At 48.3% G+C, this 17,135-nt stretch carries 13 protein-coding genes; 2 read left to right on the top strand and 11 right to left on the bottom strand.

The features are described 5' to 3' along the window. Positions 1-37: 37 nt before the first annotated feature. From mutS to ACXX53_RS06250, 10 genes are all read right to left on the bottom strand, one after another. Complete coding sequence (gene mutS / locus ACXX53_RS06295) at positions 38-2,776, bottom strand: DNA mismatch repair protein MutS (protein ID WP_458567779.1); 2,739 nt, start codon at positions 2,774-2,776, stop codon at positions 38-40. 284 nt (positions 2,777-3,060) lie between these two features. After that, positions 3,061-4,560 carry a putative amidoligase domain-containing protein gene (locus tag ACXX53_RS06290; protein ID WP_458567778.1) on the bottom strand — a complete coding sequence of 500 codons (1,500 nt, stop codon included), beginning with the start codon at positions 4,558-4,560 and terminating at the stop codon, positions 3,061-3,063. A gap of 154 nt (positions 4,561-4,714) precedes the next feature. After that, positions 4,715-5,275: an outer spore coat protein CotE gene (locus ACXX53_RS06285; RefSeq protein ID WP_458567777.1), complete on the bottom strand. Its 561-nt coding sequence runs from the start codon at positions 5,273-5,275 to the stop codon at positions 4,715-4,717. A gap of 316 nt (positions 5,276-5,591) precedes the next feature. Then, on the bottom strand, positions 5,592-6,641 hold the full coding sequence (locus ACXX53_RS06280) for a Gfo/Idh/MocA family protein (protein WP_458567776.1): 1,050 nt from the start codon (positions 6,639-6,641) through the stop codon (positions 5,592-5,594). Between the two features lie 282 nt (positions 6,642-6,923). Continuing rightward, positions 6,924-7,913 (bottom strand): aromatic acid exporter family protein, encoded by a 990-nt coding sequence (locus ACXX53_RS06275; protein WP_458567775.1) that lies wholly within the window; start codon positions 7,911-7,913, stop codon positions 6,924-6,926. Between the two features lie 167 nt (positions 7,914-8,080). After that, the gene (locus ACXX53_RS06270; RefSeq protein WP_458568358.1) at positions 8,081-8,842 is read right to left on the bottom strand and encodes an ABC transporter permease; all 762 of its coding nucleotides are present in this window, start codon (positions 8,840-8,842) and stop codon (positions 8,081-8,083) included. Positions 8,843-8,879: 37 nt separating this feature from the next. Beyond that, entirely contained in the window at positions 8,880-9,677 is a 798-nt protein-coding gene (locus tag ACXX53_RS06265) for an ABC transporter ATP-binding protein (RefSeq protein WP_458567774.1), read from the bottom strand. A 56-nt stretch (positions 9,678-9,733) separates the two neighbouring features. Beyond that, entirely contained in the window at positions 9,734-10,747 is a 1,014-nt protein-coding gene (locus ACXX53_RS06260; RefSeq protein ID WP_458567773.1) for an ABC transporter substrate-binding protein, read from the bottom strand. A 151-nt stretch (positions 10,748-10,898) separates the two neighbouring features. After that, positions 10,899-12,620: an FAD-dependent oxidoreductase gene (locus ACXX53_RS06255; RefSeq protein ID WP_458567772.1), complete on the bottom strand. Its 1,722-nt coding sequence runs from the start codon at positions 12,618-12,620 to the stop codon at positions 10,899-10,901. Between the two features lie 611 nt (positions 12,621-13,231). After that, positions 13,232-14,746, bottom strand: a complete 1,515-nt coding sequence (locus tag ACXX53_RS06250) for a carboxypeptidase M32 (RefSeq protein ID WP_458567771.1) — start codon at positions 14,744-14,746, stop codon at positions 13,232-13,234. A 122-nt stretch (positions 14,747-14,868) separates the two neighbouring features. On the opposite strand from ACXX53_RS06250, the gene ACXX53_RS06245 reads away from it, so the two are divergent. Together ACXX53_RS06245 and ACXX53_RS06240 are read left to right on the top strand one after the other, a co-directional pair. Continuing rightward, positions 14,869-15,198, top strand: coding sequence for an iron-sulfur cluster biosynthesis family protein (locus ACXX53_RS06245; RefSeq protein WP_458567770.1), 330 nt, complete (start codon positions 14,869-14,871; stop codon positions 15,196-15,198). A 20-nt stretch (positions 15,199-15,218) separates the two neighbouring features. Beyond that, positions 15,219-15,848, top strand: a complete 630-nt coding sequence (locus ACXX53_RS06240) for a beta-class carbonic anhydrase (protein WP_458567769.1) — start codon at positions 15,219-15,221, stop codon at positions 15,846-15,848. Between the two features lie 68 nt (positions 15,849-15,916). On the opposite strand, the gene ACXX53_RS06235 is transcribed toward ACXX53_RS06240, so the two are convergent. Next, positions 15,917-16,954 carry a CobW family GTP-binding protein gene (locus tag ACXX53_RS06235; protein WP_458567768.1) on the bottom strand — a complete coding sequence of 346 codons (1,038 nt, stop codon included), beginning with the start codon at positions 16,952-16,954 and terminating at the stop codon, positions 15,917-15,919. Positions 16,955-17,135: the final 181 nt, after the last annotated feature.

Here is a 17,135-nt window from a genome sequence, read left to right as displayed (position 1 = left end):
CTCTATCCCCCCATTTTATATCAATGTTCAACATCAATTACGATTTCGATAATGCGCGCGCCCGCTTCATCAGATCATGGAGACAGTTCATCGCGTCGAGCGGAGTCATCGACATCACATCAACCTCACCCAGCTCCTGTACGATGGAAGCCCATTCTAATGGCGGCTGAACTGTGGGCGCCTGTTCACTGCCTGCCGCCGCTTCCGCAGCAGATGCTGCTATGTGCGACGCGGCTACGGACGCTTTGCGCTCATGTACCGCCGAAGTCTTAGAACCATTCTTCCGCGCGGCTGAATTGTCCTCTTCACCGAACAAGGACAATTGCACGATTGGTTCCGCTCCTGAAGCAGCCGCCGCTTCGCCAGCTGCATCGTGCTCTTGCGGAACCGCTGCTTCATAGTGAGTCAGCAGATCATAGGCACGCCCAATGATCGTTTCCGGCAGACCTGCCAGCTTCGCACAGTAGATTCCGTAGCTCGTGCTGGCTGCGCCTGCAATAAGCTTCCGCAGAAATGTCACATCACTGCCGCTCTCCTGCACCGCCATGCACACATTGGTCAGCCGAGCTAATCTCTCTTCCAGATGAGCAAGCTCATGGAAATGGGTCGAGACGAGCGCTTTGCAGCCAATGTGATCATGCACATATTCAATAACTGCCTGCGCGATCGACATGCCTTCGCTCGTGGACGTCCCGCGTCCGAGCTCATCAATGACGACCAAGCTGCGGCGTGTCGCCTTTTCGGTCATCACCTGAATATCCATCATTTCGACCATGAACGTACTTTGTCCGCCAATCAGATCGTCAGCAGCGCCAATGCGGGTGAAGATTCGATCGATAAGCGGTAATGATGCGAACTCGGCAGGCACGAAGCAGCCCATCTGTGCCATAATGCTGATGAGTGCAACCTGTCGCATATACGTGCTCTTACCTGCCATGTTCGGGCCTGTGATCAGAAGCATAGAGGAATCCGCCTCATGAAGCTCGGTATCATTAGCCATGAATGAACCGTGCTGCATAACTGCTTCCACAACAGGATGCCTGCCGTTCTTAATATTCATGTCGTAGCCGTCGTGCAGCACAGGCTTCACATAACGCTGCTTCGCGCTAATCGCTGCGAGCGACTGATACACATCCAGCTCCGCTACCTTCTCAGCTAAGGCTTGCAAACGTCTAACATGCTCATTGATTCGCACGCGCAGCTCGCTGAACAACTCATACTCAAGTCCGACCATCTTATCCTCAGCCTCGAGTATAAGTGCCTCCTTCTCCTTCAGCTCCGGCGTTACATAACGCTCCGCATTTGCGAGCGTCTGCTTTCGCTCATATCGCCCTTCAGGCAGCGAAGCCAGATTGGCCTTCGTCACCTCGATATAATAGCCAAACACCTTGTTATAACCGACCTTCAAAGAACGAATACCGGTCAATTCTCTTTCCTTGCGTTCCAGCTCCGCGATCCAACGCTTGCCGTTCACGCTCGCCTCGCGCAATTGATCCAAGTAGCTGTCATAGCCGGTATTGATCAGATTGCCTTCTCGTACTGAGATCGGAGGCTCTTCCACGATCGCTTTCTCGATCCATTCGGCGATGTCTGCACATGGGTCGAGCTCTTCCGCTAAGCGATTCAGCGTCGCAGAAGACATCGATGAGCACAGCTCAACCAACGCCGGAACACGCTGCAGTGACAGCTTGAGAGCGATTAAGTCACGTCCGTTCGCCGTTCCGAAAGCAATTCTCGCCACAAGCCGCTCCAAGTCATAGATTGCGGCCAGCTGCTCACGCAGCTCCTCGCGCCAGATCAATTGATGGTATAGCGTATCAACTGCTTCCAAACGCGCCTCAATGCTTGTCCGGTTCAAGAGCGGCTTATCGATCCAACGTCGAAGCATACGTCCGCCCATTGATGTCTCTGTCTTATCAAGCAGCCATAGGAGCGAGCCCTTCTTAGCGCGCTCGCGCACCGTTTCCGTCAACTCCAGATTGCGGCGTGTAAATGGATCGAGCACGAGATAATGATCCGACTCCACTTCGCGAATCGTCGTCAGCTGACCGAGTGAGCGCTTCTGAGTCGTCTTCAGATAGCTCATCATCATGCTTACCGCAAGCTGTCGCTCTTCGTCCAGGCGAGTCCATACTGCCTCACCGAACTGCTGGCGCGCCAAGGCATCTTCCCGGTCAGGCCACACGGTAGTCAATACATTACGATTCCATGCTGCTGTTATCGGCTTAATTTCCTCCAGCAGGTCCTCGTCGCCGATCATTTCTGTCGGCATATATACGTTCAATTCGTCTGTCAGCCAGCTGCTGCCCGCCAGCGCTGAGGATACGATCATTTCACCTGTCGACAAGTCGCATGCAGCGTAAGCATGCTTATCACCAAGTTTCGTGATGCCGACGAGGTATCGGTTCGTCTTCTCGTCCATGCTCTTGCCATCCATCGCCGTGCCCGGAGTTACGATGCGTATAATTTCACGTCGCACAACACCTTTGGCAGTAGCAGGATCTTCAACCTGCTCGCAGATCGCAACCTTATATCCCTTTTCAACTAAGCGTTGAATATAGTTTTCCGCGGCATGGTAGGGAACTCCGCACATCGGTATACGTTCTTCCCCTCCGCCTTCGCGGCCAGTAAGTGTAATTTCAAGCTCCTTCGAAGCCAATAACGCGTCATCAAAAAACATTTCATAGAAATCGCCAAGACGGAAAAATAAAAACGCATCCTCCGCTTGCTTTTTTATCGTCAAATATTGCTGAATCATAGGCGTATAAGTTGCCATTATATACCTCCGCCCTTTCTCTTATAACTTATTCATTATAACAAAAAACTTACACGCCGTCGTCGTTGAAACAAGTATGTAAAAGTTAACACGTCTCGCGCAGTTCAAGACTATCCTCCACACTAACTTGCCTAAGACGGTTTTACCCCGTTATCTCATACCAACAAGCTCGCCCCTCAACCTGTAACACGAAAAAACCCTGCTAACTTCCCCCCCTTGTCGCACATCCGCATAATAAAGCGGGGCTCGCGACTTGCGCTGCCCCGCGTTGTGTTCCTATATACTCATTCGCGCTCCCTCAACCAAGCATCCCGCACATTCGAATGCTCATCCCAATGCCAGCCTTCATCGAGATACCCAATCAATCTCCGTATCGAGCTCACATGCGATTTTTTCGTGCATTGCTCTTCTAGCTCGCGCAAGATACGAATCGAAGTCTCGCGGTATCTCTCGTTCTTTCTTCCTGACATAAATGAACGCAGCCATTTATCCTCAGCCGCATCTCGCCGATGCAAGCACGCATAATTCATTATCACTGCATCAAAGAGCTGCAGGACATCCAGCGTCAGTTCTGGGGTAAGCGCGAAGTTAGGGAGCGTTCGATATTCGAACCCGCCTGCTCCGCCATGATCGTGCAGCCGCACATCGCCAAGCGTTCCGTATGCAGGCCTCCGTTGTTTAAGCGATGCAGGCTCCAACAGAGCTAGTGGCAACGAAACATAAGTATCTAACGCACGGATCAGCTCAGGATGGAGCGGTACACCCGAAATATGAACGTGGCAGCCTATCGGCAATCGCCCAAGCGGATAAGATCCGGCATACCAGCTTACCGGATTAACATAGTCCGATTGTTGAATCGATCGATCTGCTTCCCTCATCGCTAACTGCAGATGCTTAACAAGCTGTGAAGGCGTATAAGCAGGCGCAGGTCTAAGCTCCATCAGCGGATAGTGTACACGTCCTTTGATGCGAACCGCATCACAGCCCGCTGTACCGTTAATCGGTAAGAAATATGATGCTGACAACATGCGCTGTCGTACTTCATCATACAGTATGAACTCGCAGTCCATCCCATACTGCACTCGATTCATTTCTGACGAATTAGAACTCTCACTGTCGTCTCCCCGATTCATCGCCGTGCACCGTACAATTTCCGATTCCTGCTTCAGCTTGCGCATATATTGTTCCCACACCCATTGCGGCACTCGCTCGCTAACGGGCAGCACAGAAACAATCATATCGCCTTGTTGAGGCTCGTCGAGTACACCAGCAGGATGGTCATCTACCGTCTCTGAAGACGATGCTGAATCTGCGGCAGCCTGTAGAGTGACCTGCAGCGTCTCATACCCTAGCGCATAGGCCGCTCTGACAGCCATTCGAGCTAATCTTCGATATGGCGGGCGATTCCATTCATGTATAGGTTGTATAAATGAGCTCCCTGACGGGGCATAAGCACCTATCCCAGCCGCGACAACTTCAAACCCGTAGACCCATAAGGTAACCGTGCGCACATACCTTTTGCCGTCCGATAAGCTTGCTCCAGCATTCCAAGCTGCTCGATCCGACACAGGTAATCCGTACAGCTCCAAACGCGCTCGCATCCCAACGTCTGTCCAACATTCCGCATATCGATTAATAACTCGCGCTCGACCACGGGAATCGTTGCGATCTATCTTCACCATCTTACCAGCGGCGTCTGCAGCCGGACTTACAAGCCAATATACACGGTGAGAATCGTCTACTGTAACCGTTCGCCATATGGACTTAGAGGTATCAGTCAGCATACACACCACCACCTTACACAAGCCGTCGCATCTAATTTTTTTTACCATTCCAAAAAAAAGAGGGCTCCCGCCCTCTACAATGATCATACTCCGTCATATTGTAAATCATGCGGGTGTTTAAAAAAGAAACCGCCGCAAACGGCTTGCGGCGATACTACACTTCCTCATCCGTCAAGTCTATGTCCATATCTTCAAAATCACTTGACTGCTCATCGAAATCGAAGTCCTTATCTTCGAGATCGTTACAGCCATTCGGGCACACCCGCACGCACACTTTCGTTTCCGCAGTCATCTCGACAACGAATTCGCGTTCAACGCGTATCGTCACACTTGAACCGCCGCCAGAGATGGTAGCTTCAACGCAGTTCGGCTCCTGCGTTGCTTCTGCGGACACTTCCTCAGTCGATGCACGATGTTTTGGATCAACATACGATAAGGGAACGAGTTCAGCATACGACACTGTTTCCTTGGCAACATCCGTCTGTGAGTTTCCACTGTACGAATACCAAATGTTAATGTCGTAAGTACCGATAACCTCAATCCCATCCCCCGCCCGCACCGCCTCATATTGATGGTTAATAAGCCATGCTCCCAATATGCTGGTCGGATTGTGAGGCGGAGTGACCGTATGTGTGACGACAGAAAACTTACGACCTTTGCCGCACACAGCTTTTGTGATGATCTCCCGGCACTGGTGTCTATCTGTAATTGCCATCTTGTGGACCTCCTCCATACAATCATTCAATTAAAGTGTATGCAGGATATAGGCGAATGTTGATTACTTAGACAAGAATAAAATTAGGCGAATCTTCTATTCACCCCAAAATCCCTGCTGCTCATCATGCTCAGAGTTCAGTATGGCTATGAAACTCGCTAATTACACCATCTTCAACGAGCAATGCTCTATTACAGCATATGAAAGAGCTAATAATTAATAGCATTAACTACGTAAAAAAAGACGATCAATGGACAAGCACTCTGCCCACGATCGTCCTGTTTAACAAGACTAGCCTAGAATAACGATATGAAGTTTACAAATGAATAGCCTGACCTGTACGTGAAGATTCAAATGTTGCTTCAATCACTTTCATAACCTGCATAACTTCCGAATTCTTAATAACTGGCTCCGCTTTTCCTTCAATTACGTCAATAAAGTTATCGTAGAACTCTTTAACGTTTGTCTCCACTATTGGAAGCGGGTATCTAGCTACGTCGCCTTCACCGCGCGGTGCCATCGTTTTCGTGAAGCCTGCTCCTGCAACAATCGGTGTCGCATCCTTAGCTTCCTCGGTTTCAAGGCGGACAAGCTCGCCTTCCATGCTCCAATCCTTGATCGTAACGGTTCCTTCAGTACCGCATACGTACCAGAGAGGCAGATTCTGATAATTAAGTGTTCCAACCTCAATATGAGCTGTTTTGCCGCTCTCAAATGTCAACAGCAGCTTGAAGCCGTCGTCACATTCCTCTTGCCATATATAGCTCATTTCACAATAGATCTTCGTAATCTTCTCATTTACCATCATCATAATGCGATCAATGAGGTGAACGCCCCAATCCAACATCATCCCGCCGCCGTATTCGATGGAATGGCGCCAGTCGCCTGGAATACCGCGTGAACCATGCACACGTGATTCGATGTTGTAGACTTCTCCAATTAACTTCTCATCGTAAATTTTCTTAATTGTCGCATAGTCGCTGTCCCAGCGTCTATTTTGATGAACCATAAAGACTTTGCCTGTTCGCTCAGCCGCCGCCAATATCTGCTCAAGCTCATCTGACGTGATCGTTACCGGCTTCTCACAGATAACATGCTTCCCTGCTTCAAATGCAGCAATTGCGAAATCCTTATGCAAGTGGTTAGGTGTCGCGATCAACACTAGATCAACGTTCTGATCCTGCAGCATCTTCTCATACTGGTCATAAGCCTTATAGCCAAGCTCTTTGCCATGAGCCAATCGATCTTCTTTCAGGTCGCAAACGCTTACCACATCAATTCGAGCATTATCCTCCAGCATACGTCCATGCTGACTGCCCATTCCTCCGTAGCCTACAATTCCAAGTCCATATTTTCCGTTATTCATCATAACCCTCCATATGTACGCGAACGTAATATCAATACTTGTTCAGACTAATATAGTATCACAATATTGACCGTATGAATCGTCACATATTGGATACAGATCTTAAATATTGTGAATGATGATTCAGAGCGATGTTCACTCTAAGCCTAGTTTATGAGAAAACGAGATATTTGACAAGAGATGCCACAATGATTGGGTTCCAGCAAAACCTATTGCGACGCAAAAAATAACCGCCCCTATATACAAATATAAGAGCGGCTATCCACTATAAATAGACTTGTCCTACACATCATTTGGCATCGTCTGCTTCTTGTTCTGCTTTGCAATCTTCAAGAATCGTTCCAATTCGCGAATAACCTGCAATATCGTTGCACGTACTTCAAATTCCTCACGCGTTTTCGGTAGAGCCATCGCTTTGAACTGCGGCTCTAGATCAATCAGCATCCGTTCCGTCTTGCCTGTGTATCTTTGAACCTTTACATCCTCGCTCAACTGCTCAAACACATTTGCCACGAGATGAGCCGACGGCAAAGTCTGAAACACCAACGCAAGCAATTCCAGTATGTTCTGAATGGATTCAAGCTGAGACTTCCGCATATAGAAATAAATAAGCCAATTCTCTTCGTCCTTTACTTCATCTGAAGGCATAACGCGGTTCTCCAGCGCTTTGGAGGCAATCTCGATTCCCTCGTCAATCAACCGTCCCGCTTCCGTTATTTCATAGCCATCCCATACGTGGCCAGTATCATGCAGATGATGATTAATCTGATTAAATATACTCGAAAAATTGTCATCGATTAATCTGCGAATTTCCTGCATACGCTGATCTTCCTTCGGCATGTACACCATATTCACCAGTGTTGCCGAGCCAAGACCACACACCAGCAGCAGCACTTCATTCCAGATCATAGCCATCGACGCTTCCCCAGATGCATACAGATGAAAGACGACGACAGCGCTTGTTACAACTCCCTGCTTCAAGTTTAATCTGGCGATAATCGGAAACGTAACTAATATGTACACAGCCAGCACCCATAAGGAGAACCCCAACAGCTTGAATAGTATTCCAGCCAGTATCAAACTTACAATAGAAGCAAGAAATCGAGCGCTCGCAGATCTTAAGCTGCGTTTTCTCGTTACATCAACGGCGATAATGGCCAATGTCCCCGCTCCAAGATGATTATGTAACCCTAACATGTCCGCTAATACAATCGCCATAATTGTAGCGATGGCTGTCTTAATTACGCGGAATCCTACAAATCTGAACAGCATCTCGCAGCCCCTTTTACCTTCGACAAAATATGATCATGGATCTGAATTCTTAAGCATTTATTATACTCAATTTACGGATTTTAGCTATGATAAAGATTTGCACCAATTTACACCACACCAATAACCCAGCGCGAGTCCGCACTAGGTTACTACGTGTTCAAGTTCCACTATCTGCGCACCCATCGCTTCTCGAAATAATCTACAGCCTGATACATAATCGTGGCAACAACTGCAATCAAGACGAGCGAAGCGATGACAAGCGTAAAGTTAAACACCTGAAACCCATATATGATTAAGTATCCAAGTCCGACCTTAGATACGAGAAATTCGCCAACAATTACACCTACCCAAGCTAATCCTACATTGACCTTCAACGTGGATACAATTGCAGGTACAGTTGCTGGCAATATCACTTTTTGAAAAATGACTCGCCTGGTTCCCCCGAACACTTGCACAACTTTGATATAATTCGGATCTACTTCCCGGAATGCATTATAGACTACAATGGTCGTTATAATGACCGTTATCGATAAAGTTGTAGCGACGATGGCCATAAAACCAGGGCCGAAGCCGACGATAAACAGTGGACCGAGCGCTACCTTAGGCATGCTGTTGAATACAACCATATAAGGATCCAGCACACGCGCGAGGAATCGTGACCACCAGATCATAACAGCTAGCAGCGTCCCTAATAAGGTGCCTAACACAAAGCCAACGATCGTCTCCCCAACCGTCATGGTCAGATGCGGCCATATACTGCCGTCCATCATGTCCTTCCATATCTGATAGCCTACTTTGCTTGGGTAACTAAACAGCAGGACATCTATCCATTTGAGCCGCCCTGCGACCTCCCAGATGGCGATCAACGCGATAAGTATAATGAGCTGTGTCGAGACTACGCGAAAGCGAAATCTTCGTTCCTTCTTCATATAGTTTACAAAGGTCGAGTGCACAAGTCCCTTTAGATCAGAACGCACTAGAATCACCTCCATAACGCCGATCCGAATCCTCCAGCTCTTTCCACAGCTCATGGAATAGATCGTTGAAGCCTGCCTGCTCGCGAGCATAGAACGGTTGCGCATAGCGGATCGATTCAGGAATGACAAATGAACGTCTTATGCTTCCAGGATTCCGGTTCAGCACAATCACCCTGTCGCTGACCGCAATCGCTTCTGATAGATCATGTGTAACCAGAATCGCCGTCTTTTCCCTTGCCCTTAATGTTTCAACAATTAAGTCTTCTAACTGCAGCTTGGTCTGATAATCCAATGCGGAAAAGGGTTCATCAAGAAGCAGCAGCTCCGGCTCAGTAGCAAGCGTTCGAACCAACGCCACTCGCTGCCGCATTCCGCCTGATAACTGATGAGGGAACAGCTTTCCCGTCCCCCCGAGACCCATCCCCTCCAGCAATCGCTCGACTCGTTCGCGGGATGCCGCATTCAGCTGTCCCATCAGCTCAAGTCCAATGCATGCATTCTCCATAATCGAGCGCCAAGGAAATAAATAATCCTGCTGCAGCATATAGCCGACATGAGAGGACGGCCCCTTCACGAGCTCGTTGTAGACCCGAACTTCTCCTTTTGTCGGCATTAGCAATCCTGCGATTATCGAGAGGAGTGTTGTTTTGCCGCAGCCGCTTGGTCCAACGAGCGTAACGAATTCACCTGGTGCCACGGAGACGGACATTTCTTCAATCGCAAGCTTCGCTTCTCGACCTGATACATACACATGTGTCACACGATCCAGTTCAACCGCTGCTTCCATCTGTTCGCCTCCATTTCAATTAGGTGACCGCACTGCCATTTAACTGTACACACCGCTTATTTCACATCTTTAATTGCTTTATTTGCAAAATCAACTGTCACGATCTTATCCCGTCCGACCTCTTGCTTCAGCTCGCCTGCTGTACGAAGCACATCCAGCAGATTGTTCCATTCCGCATCATCGAGGATGGGATCAGCCGCATATGATCCCTGCTCTTTATAGCGCTTTACCGCACTGACTACAATGTCTCGATCCGCATCCTTAAAGAACGGCATAATCGAATTGGCGATCTTCTCAGGATCGTTATCCTTAACCCATAATTGCGCTTTGTATATGGCGTTTGTAAACTTTTGCGCGGTATTCTTGTGCTTCTTCAAAAAGCTGTCTTTCGTCATATATACGGTATAAGGCAGCTTCCCGCTCTCTACACCGAATGATGCTACTACTTTCCCTTTGCCTTCACGTTCAAATATCGAGGCTTGCGGTTCAAACAGCTGCACATATTCACCTGTTCCTGAAGAGAAGGCTGAAGCGATGTTGGCAAAATCGACGTTTTGGATCAGCTCCAGATCCTTTTGAGGGTCTATCCCATGCTTGCGAAGAGTGAATTCTCCTGCCATTTGCGGCATTCCGCCTTTTCGTTGCCCAAGAAATACACTCCCCTTGAGCTTATTCCAGTCAAACTCAGCATCCTTATTGCGCTGCATTAGGAATGTTCCATCCGTCTGTGTTAATTGTGCAAAGTTGATAATCGGATCATCTGAGCCTTGTTGATACACGTAAATCGAAGTTTCGGAGCCTACCAATGCGATATCAATCACACCTGACAACAGCGCAGTCATCGTCTTATCGCCGCCCGCAGTCGTCTGGAGCTCCACATCTAAGCCCTCTTCTTTAAAAAATCCTTCTGATAGTGCCACATACTGCGGCGCGTAAAATATCGTTCTTGCCACCTCGCCAAGCCGAACCTTCTCCGTCTCTCCTGAACCCTTTCCGCAAGCGCTCAGAATCACCGACAAGAAGAGGACGGCCATTACGGAAATCAAGCCTGCACGCTTCAATGGCCGCATCCATATAACCCCCTCATGATATTGCAAAGCATAAGCGCCAGCCCGCATCTGGGCGGCTGCTAGTGCAGTGTATGCAGGCTACTGTCTATTGGTTAACGCAAAGAAGGCTGCCCCCGAATGGAGCAGCCTTCTCAAGTGATAATTTGATTGTTTATTTTGACGCGACAAGCTCTCGCTCTTCCCGCTTTATGGTTCCATACAGCTTATATCCGCCGTCCACGTTGCGAACATCGAAGCCATACTGTGTCAGCATGCGAGCTGCAATGTAACCGCGGAGTCCGACTTGACAGGAGATATAGATCATCTCGTTCTGCGGCAGCTCTTGAAGACGGCTGCGCAGCTGGTTGAGCGGAATATTGATCGAACCTTCTATCTTTCCGCCTGCCAGTTCTTGCGGATCGCGCACATCGATTAGCGTGGCACCGTTAGCCATTACGGAATCGACTTCATGCCATTGGATCGTGTCCACCAGTCCGTCCATCATATTCGACGCGATGTATCCTAGCATGTTGACAGGATCCTTGGCAGATGAATATGGCGGCGCATAGCTTAGTTCAAGATCTGGCAGGTCGAATACGGTAAGCTTGCCGCGCATAGCAGTTGCGATAACGTCGATTCGCTTGTCGACGCCGTCTGTGCCAACCCCCTGCGCGCCCAAGATTCGGCCGTCTTCTGGCGAGAAGATCAGCTTCAGCGTCATTGCGCTTGCTCCTGGATAGTATCCAGCATGAGATAACGGATGCGAGTGCGCTACAGCATAAGGAATCTGCTGGCGCTGCAGCGCCTTCTCATTGCTGCCTGTTGAAGCCGCCGTAAGCTTGAACACTTTCGCTATTGAAGTGCCGTAAGCTCCATTGTACGCTGCTGGGCGACCGTTCAGGATATCGGCCAAGAGTCGCCCTTGGCGATTCGCGCCCCATGCGAGCGGCACATAGGTCGCTCCGCCGCTGACGGCGTCACGCACTTCGATGGCATCGCCAAGCGCATATATGTCGGGATCGCTTGTCTGCAGACGCTCGTTCACACGAATGGCACCGCGCAGCCCTGTTTCCAAGCCAGCTTGTGATGCGAGCTGACTCTCAGGCTGCACCCCGATTGCCATAATGACGAGATCGGTCTTCAGCTTGCGACCGGTATCACAGACAACCGTTTGTCCGTTATCCTCAAATGCTTGTACCCCTTCACCCAGCAACAGTTCAACGCCGTGCTCGCGCATGTGCTGATGAATAATGCTCGCCATCTCTATGTCAAGGGGAGCCATGACCTGATTGGCCTTCTCCAGCAAGGTAACGTTCAAGCCGCTCTCGCGCAGGTTCTCCGCCATCTCGACGCCGATGAACCCGCCGCCGATGACGACGGCATGCTCTGGCTTGTTATCTTCAATATAGGCTTTAATGCGATCCGTATCCGGTATGTTGCGAAGCGTAAATACATTTTGTGCTTCTTCGAGTCCCGGAATCGGCGGACGCATAGGCTTCGCCCCTGGTGAGAGTACGAGAATATCGTAGGATTCCTCGTATTCGGTACCTTCGTTTACATTACGAATTGTGACGACTTTACGCTCGCGGTCAATTCGAACCGCTTCACTGTAATTGCGAATATCCATTTCATAACGATCCGATAAGCCTTTAACGGTTTGGACCATCAGTTTATTGCGATCTGTAATAGCACCGCCAATATAATAGGGCAAGCCGCAGTTTGCAAATGAAACATGCTCACCGCGCTCCAGCATAATAATATGATCTTGTTCGTTCAAACGGCGAAGTCGAGCTGCTGCTGATGCTCCACCTGCTACTCCACCGACGATAATGATCTTGCGTCCTGGTTTGGCATTCTGGCTCTGTTCTACATTGGTCTGTTTAGTATGGTCCATTGCATATTCCCCTTCCCATTATACCTACAGGGGTATTGAAAATCGCGTAATCGCACGCTTTTGTATACCCATATGGGTATATTACCATGAGCATGCAAGGTTGTCAAAGCATGATTCAGTTTGTCGTTGACGGCGACAGTTGCACCGAGCGGACACACAGGCCGTTATTTACAGTTAAAACCGCTATTTCGCCATATTGGCGGACCGTAGAGCCGCTATTTGACCAAAACTTAGCCAATAATGGCTAAATGTTAAGAAATAACGTCACCTGTGTCCGCCAAACCTCAAAAATGCCGTAAAATCACTAAATAGCGGCTCCTGTGTCCACTTCCACTTCAGTGGGTCAGAGAAATCTCCCTGCCATATCCGGAACGGACAAACAGGCCGTTATTCTGCGCTACATTGGCTAGTTTGCCACACTTGCGGACCGTAGAGCCGCTATTTGACCAAAACTTAGCCGATTATAGCTAAATGTTATGAAATAACGTCATCTGTGTCCGCTAAGGTAGAAACGGCGGTTTATCCCCCCCACTTTCTCCGCAAAAGCAAAAAAGCTCCAAGCCACCGAATCATCAGGGATTCGATAGCTCAGAGCTTCCACTAACCTTGCTTTACAGCTTATATACATCCTTCGTCTTATCTGTCAAATAATCCACCAGATACTGCGGGTTCAGCACTTCACCTGTCATGCGCTCAATAATCTCCGATGGCTCCAGCAGCTTGCCGTATTGATAGACGTGTTCTGTCAGCCATTCTTTAATTGGCAGCAGTTCCCCGCGCTCAATCAGCGCATCGACGTCCGGCATCACCTGACGAAGCTTATTCATCATCTGAGCGCCATACATATTTCCAAGTGAGTATGAAGGGAAGTAACCGAAGCCCCCGCCCGACCAATGGACATCTTGGAGCACGCCCACGCCGTCATGCGGCGGTCTAATGCCCAGATAGCTCTCATACTTGTCATTCCATACTTGCTGCAGATCATCAACGGATAAGCCTTCGTTAAAGATCATCTTCTCTATTTCATAGCGAATGATAATATGCAGATTGTACGTGACTTCATCCGCATCTGTGCGAATAAGTGACGGTTCTACACGATTGATCGCACGATAGAACTGTTCTGCCGTGATGTCATCGAACTGCGGCGCGAACGCCTGCTGCAGATCACCGAAATAACGATGCCAGAAAGGCAGACTGCGTCCGACCAGGTTCTCCCAGAAACGGGATTGGGATTCATGAATACCCATGGAAGTACCTGTGCACAACGGTGTTTGTGCAAATTCTTTATTAATATTTTGCTCGTACAGCGCATGGCCGCCTTCATGCAAGGAGCTGAATACAGCACTAGCTGCATCATTTTCCAAATAATGAGTCGTTATTCGCACATCTCCCAAGTTCAAGCCAGTCGCGAATGGATGTACACTCTCATCCAAACGTCCTGCCTCAAAGTCAAAGCCCATCTGTTGAAGTATAAAATGGCTGAACTTCTCTTGCTTCGCGATATCGAACGTTTGATCCAGAAACTGAGCTTCAGGCTTGTTATTCGACTCTTTCACCTGCTGTACAAGCGGAACGAGCTGATCACGCAGCTTGTTGAAGATCTCATCGAGCTTCTCCACTGTCATACCAGGCTCATACATATCAAGCAGTGTATCGTATCGAGTTTCTTTTACTCCCCAATAGTCGATGAACTGCTGGCTTAGCTTAATAACATCACGTATGTATGGTTTGAACATCTCATAGTCTTTTTTCGCCTTCGCTTCTTCCCATACGGTCTCTGCTTTTGAAGTCAGCACAACGTATTCTTGGTATAACTGCGGAGGAATCAACTTGCTGCGATCATAATCTTGACGCGTATCCTTCACGATCTTGCGCATCGGTGCGTCCAACTGGTCGATATTCGCTTCCAGCTCATCGAGGCAGGCTCCCATCTCTTCCGAGACGCTAAGCTTAAACATTTCGGTGGACAGCATGCCGATCGTCTCTGAACGCATCTCTGCCCCTTTACGCGGCGCGCCAGTTCTCAAATCCCAATACAACACGCCGATAGCTTCACGATAAGCATTCATTTTAGAAAGAATATCGTTAAATTGCTGCTGTCTATCTGCTAAATTCGTGTTAATCATGCGAATCACCTCAAATTTAGAATCTCCTTCCACTTGATGATACGACTTGAGAGGGATATAATCAATCTTCAAATGCATCTGTTACATATATCACACTTCATAGCATAAAGGAGACTCGCCTCATGGAAATACAAATGACCGATTCTGCAATCGAAGCAATAATCGTCTTAAGGCACGACAGCGGGTTAATAAGACTCAGCTATGATACCGATGGATGCGGCTGCGCGGTGAATGGTGTACCAAGCATATGGATCATTGATCAACCATCACCATTCGATGAACAAGTTTCCAGCAATGCGCCATTCCCAGTTGTCATTGATCATCATCATGCTATATTTTTTGAGGAACAACTATTTCTGGATGCTATGGGGGCAGGAATTTTTCGATTATCCAGCAAACAGCAAATTTATTCCACACATGTATCCTGTGTTGACAAGCGAGTACAGTTCTAGGTAGTAAGGGAGGAATTCTTATGTCCAACATGTCTGAAATTCTTAATTACAATCAACAATTTGTGACGCACAAAGAGTACGAGCAATATCTAACTGATAAATTCCCTGACAAGAAGATGGTTATCTTTACTTGTATGGACACACGACTCGTTGAACTGCTGCCGAAGGCGATGAATCTGAGAAATGGAGATGTCAAGATTATTAAAAATGCTGGCGCAATCATCTCTCAACCCTTCGGTTCAGTCGTACGTAGCATTCTCGTCGCGATCTACGAGCTGGAAGCGAATGAAGTCATCGTTGTCGGCCATCATGAATGCGGCATGACCGGCTTGAACTCTCAGCGGATCATCGATAAAGCGCGCGAGCGCGGTGTTGAGGATATCGTGCTTGATACGCTGACGAACTCCGGCTTCAAGCTGCATAACTGGCTGCGCGGCTTCGACAGCGTCTATGAAAGTGTGCTAAACAGTGTGCGAATTATGCGCAATCACCCGCTGCTTCCGTCTGATATTCCCGTACATGGTATGATCATTCATCCAGAAACCGGAGCACTGGAGTGGGTAGCTGACGGCTACCGCTACTTGGACGAGAAGGAAGAAAGCAAAGCTTCTGGCTCAGATCCGGATCATAATCCAGCTTCCACTCGATAAGATCATTATCCGCATGAATAAAGCCCTCTGACCTAGTTGAGTCAGAGGGCTTTATTCATACATTTCACTTACTTCGAGTCATTATCATACACCTTGTCAAAGGTTTCTTTCATCACACGAGCATCCATCTGCTCACCGATAAGAACGAGCACATCTTCGATGTCTCCCTGAGGTTGAATCGGGATAAATTGCGTCGCCCGGTATGCATATTGGAACATGTAACGCTTCGAGGTATCCGTGAATCTAACGATCCCTTTAGCTCGATATACTTCCTGTGGAAGAGCCATCAACCATTCTTCAAAGCGCAAACTGTCCACAGGCCGCTCAATGGGATGAGTCCACACCGTAACATGTGCATGAGAAGCATGTACATGTTGGCTGTGATCGTGAATGTGCTTGTCATTAGGCATCGCTAATAGGGTCTCGCTCACATCCCCCGTACCTCCTCGCTCAATCGAGCAGAGTAAGCATTGTTCCCATGTTTCAAGCGGAATCTCAGCGTGGCTTGTCCGATGCACATGCGCCCTGCTGTTCCACTCCTGCAGATGGCATTCAACACGCGCCGCATCAGCAGATGATATCAGATCACATTTATTGAGCACCAGCAGATTAGCCGCTCTGACCTGTTCACGCAATAGACGCTCCAGCTTCTTCGAACGAGTTGATCCCTCTTCAAGGAATACATGCTCAGCCATATGAGCGGTGTCCACTATTGTAATGATATGGGTTAGCTGCACAGGCGCGTAGAGCGATACTTCTGTCAATGTGTCCACTAATTCCATTGGCTCTGCGATACCTGTACATTCGACGATGATGACGTCTGGCGATTGCGTAGATACCAGTTCATATAACTTCACACCAAAATCGTCGCGAATCGAACAGCATATGCACCCGCTTAGCAATTCTTCCATCGCGACTTTATCAGGCAGCAGCTGACCGTCCAGATTAACATCGCCTACTTCGTTCATAATGACGGCCGGTGTCTGGCCCGCTTCAAGACATCTTTGTACAGCCTGCTGCAAGAATGTAGTCTTGCCGCTGCCAAGAAATCCAGCCAATATAATTACAGGAATGTCCTTATTAAGATTGATCGACGCTTGATTCATCTCGTATACTCACTCTCCAATTGGAAGCCATAGTTAAGATTTCTCACATTCTGTAATCTAGAGCTATATCGAGCTATTTAGAAATATACACCCTTGACTAGGGTGAAACGGTATTCTAAAAAAAGATACGCTCAAATGCGAGATTCCCAGTTGACTTCATATGCATATTATCTCTATTCTA

The sequence above is a fragment of the Paenibacillus marinisediminis genome, assembly GCF_054343325.1.
Note: the sequence above shows the minus strand (reverse complement) of the source record. Positions and strands in the feature narration are given on the sequence as shown.

Excerpts from the sequence above, each read along its gene's own strand:
- ACXX53_RS06235 (WP_458567768.1), bottom strand. The coding sequence starts at position 16,954 with ATGAATCAAGCGTCGATCAATCTTAATAAGGACATTCCTGTAATTATA.
- ACXX53_RS06285 (WP_458567777.1), bottom strand. The coding sequence starts at position 5,275 with ATGGCAATTACAGATAGACACCAGTGCCGGGAGATCATCACAAAAGCT.
- ACXX53_RS06275 (WP_458567775.1), bottom strand. The coding sequence starts at position 7,913 with ATGCTGTTCAGATTTGTAGGATTCCGCGTAATTAAGACAGCCATCGCT.
- ACXX53_RS06250 (WP_458567771.1), bottom strand. The coding sequence starts at position 14,746 with ATGATTAACACGAATTTAGCAGATAGACAGCAGCAATTTAACGATATT.
- ACXX53_RS06240 (WP_458567769.1), top strand. The coding sequence starts at position 15,219 with ATGTCCAACATGTCTGAAATTCTTAATTACAATCAACAATTTGTGACG.
- ACXX53_RS06260 (WP_458567773.1), bottom strand. The coding sequence starts at position 10,747 with ATGCGGCCATTGAAGCGTGCAGGCTTGATTTCCGTAATGGCCGTCCTC.
- ACXX53_RS06265 (WP_458567774.1), bottom strand. The coding sequence starts at position 9,677 with ATGGAAGCAGCGGTTGAACTGGATCGTGTGACACATGTGTATGTATCA.
- ACXX53_RS06280 (WP_458567776.1), bottom strand. The coding sequence starts at position 6,641 with ATGAATAACGGAAAATATGGACTTGGAATTGTAGGCTACGGAGGAATG.
- ACXX53_RS06290 (WP_458567778.1), bottom strand. The coding sequence starts at position 4,560 with ATGCTGACTGATACCTCTAAGTCCATATGGCGAACGGTTACAGTAGAC.
- mutS (WP_458567779.1), bottom strand. The coding sequence starts at position 2,776 with ATGGCAACTTATACGCCTATGATTCAGCAATATTTGACGATAAAAAAG.
- ACXX53_RS06255 (WP_458567772.1), bottom strand. The coding sequence starts at position 12,620 with ATGGACCATACTAAACAGACCAATGTAGAACAGAGCCAGAATGCCAAA.
- ACXX53_RS06270 (WP_458568358.1), bottom strand. The coding sequence starts at position 8,842 with ATGAAGAAGGAACGAAGATTTCGCTTTCGCGTAGTCTCGACACAGCTC.
- ACXX53_RS06245 (WP_458567770.1), top strand. The coding sequence starts at position 14,869 with ATGGAAATACAAATGACCGATTCTGCAATCGAAGCAATAATCGTCTTA.